General features: G+C 71.1%; 1 protein-coding gene. It reads right to left on the bottom strand.

Translation table 11 applies throughout. The features are described 5' to 3' along the window. On the bottom strand, positions 1 to 1676 hold a 1676-nt coding region (locus tag AC5RUJ_RS15920), incomplete at both ends, for an acetate--CoA ligase (RefSeq protein ID WP_494156203.1).

Genomic DNA, 1676 nt, shown 5'->3' with positions numbered 1-1676 from the left:
CGGCGCGGCCTGCCCGGCTTCCGCGGCCTGCCCGGCTTCCGAGGCTGTCAGCCCCGCAACCCTCGTCCCGATCAGCGACTTGTCGCGCGGCACCACGAAAGCCGTGGCCGCGTGTCCCGTTTTGGCGTCGTAGGTCGGGCAGACGCCGGCCTCCACCACCGCCGGGTGTGAGACCAGCGCGGACTCGATCTCGATCGTGGACAGCCGGTGTCCCGAGATGTTGATGACGTCGTCGGTCCGGCCCAGGATCCAGGTGTCGCCGTCGGCGTCGAAGCGGGCCCCGTCGCCGGCCAGGAACCAGCCCTGCGCCGCGTACTTTTCCCAGTAGGACGTGAAGTAGCGTTCCGGGTTGCCCCACACGGTCCGCGCCATCGCCGGCCCGGTGCTGGTGACCACAATGTTGCCCTGCTCGCCGGCACCCACCCGGGCGCCGCCGTCGTCCACGATGTCCGTGGCCAGCCCCGGCAGGGCGCGGGTGGCGCAGCCGGGCTTGAAGGACGCATCGGTCTGGCGCGGCGAGAGCACAGTGGCCCCGGTCTCCGACTGCCACCAGGTATCCACCATCGGCACGCCCGACGAGGGGGCCCCGGCGACCAGCGAATCCCGCCCCACTTGGTTGCGCAGCCAGCGCCAGGCCTCCGGGTTCACGGCCTCGCCCACCGTGCCGCACAGGCGGACGGAGCTCAGGTCGTACTCGGCCGGGATGCCGTCGGGGAACCAGCCCATCAGCGACCGGACCAGCGTGGGCGCCGTGTAGTAACTGGTCACGCCGTAGCGCTCGATGACCTCGAAGTGCCGGCCGGGGTGCGGGGCGTTCGGCACGCCCTCGTAAATCACCTGCGTGACGCCGTTGCTCAGCGGCCCGTAGATCTCGTAGGTGTGCGCGGTGACCCAGGCCAGGTCCGCGGTGCACCAGTGCACGTCGTCCTCGCGCGCGTCCGGGTCCGGGTTGCTGAACAGGTACGTGTGGCTGAACGAGGCCTGCGTCAGGTAGCCGCCGGTCGTGTGGACCAGGCCCTTGGGCTGGCCTGTGGTGCCCGAGGTGTACATGATGAACAGCGGCGTCTCGGCGTCGAACGCCTCGGCCTCGTGGACGCGCGGCTGGGTTTCGACGACGTCGTGCCACCACACGTCGCGGCGTTCCACCCAGTTGATGTCCGTGTGGCCGGTGCGGTTGATCACCAGCACGTGCTCGATCGCGTTCTCGCCGGAAACCGCCGCGTCGGCGTTGGCCTTGACCGGGACGGCGGTGCCGCGGCGGTACTGGCCGTCTGTGGTGACCAGCAGCTTGGCGCCGGTGTCCTCCACCCGGAACTTCAGGGCCTCCGCGGAGAAGCCGCCGAAGACCAGCGAGTGCACCGCCCCGATCCGCGCGCAGGCCAGCGTGATCACGACGGTTTCCACCAGCACCGGCAGGTAGATGACCACGCGGTCGCCCTTGCCGACGCCCAGCGCCAGCAGCGCGTTGGCGGCCTGCGAGACCAGCTCCTGCAGCTCGCGGTAGGTCACGGTCCGGCGGTCGCCGGGCTCGCCCTCGAAGTGCAGCGCCACCTTGTCGCCGAGCCCGGCTTCGACGTGCCGGTCCGCGCAGTTGACCGCGGCGTTCAGCGTGCCGCCGTCGAACCAGCGCAGCTCGGGTCCCCGCCGTGCAACGCTGTCCACCGGGGTGGCGGAGT

Source organism: Arthrobacter sp. Y3223164, assembly GCF_059091005.1.
This window is presented reverse-complemented; position numbering and strand designations above follow the sequence as displayed.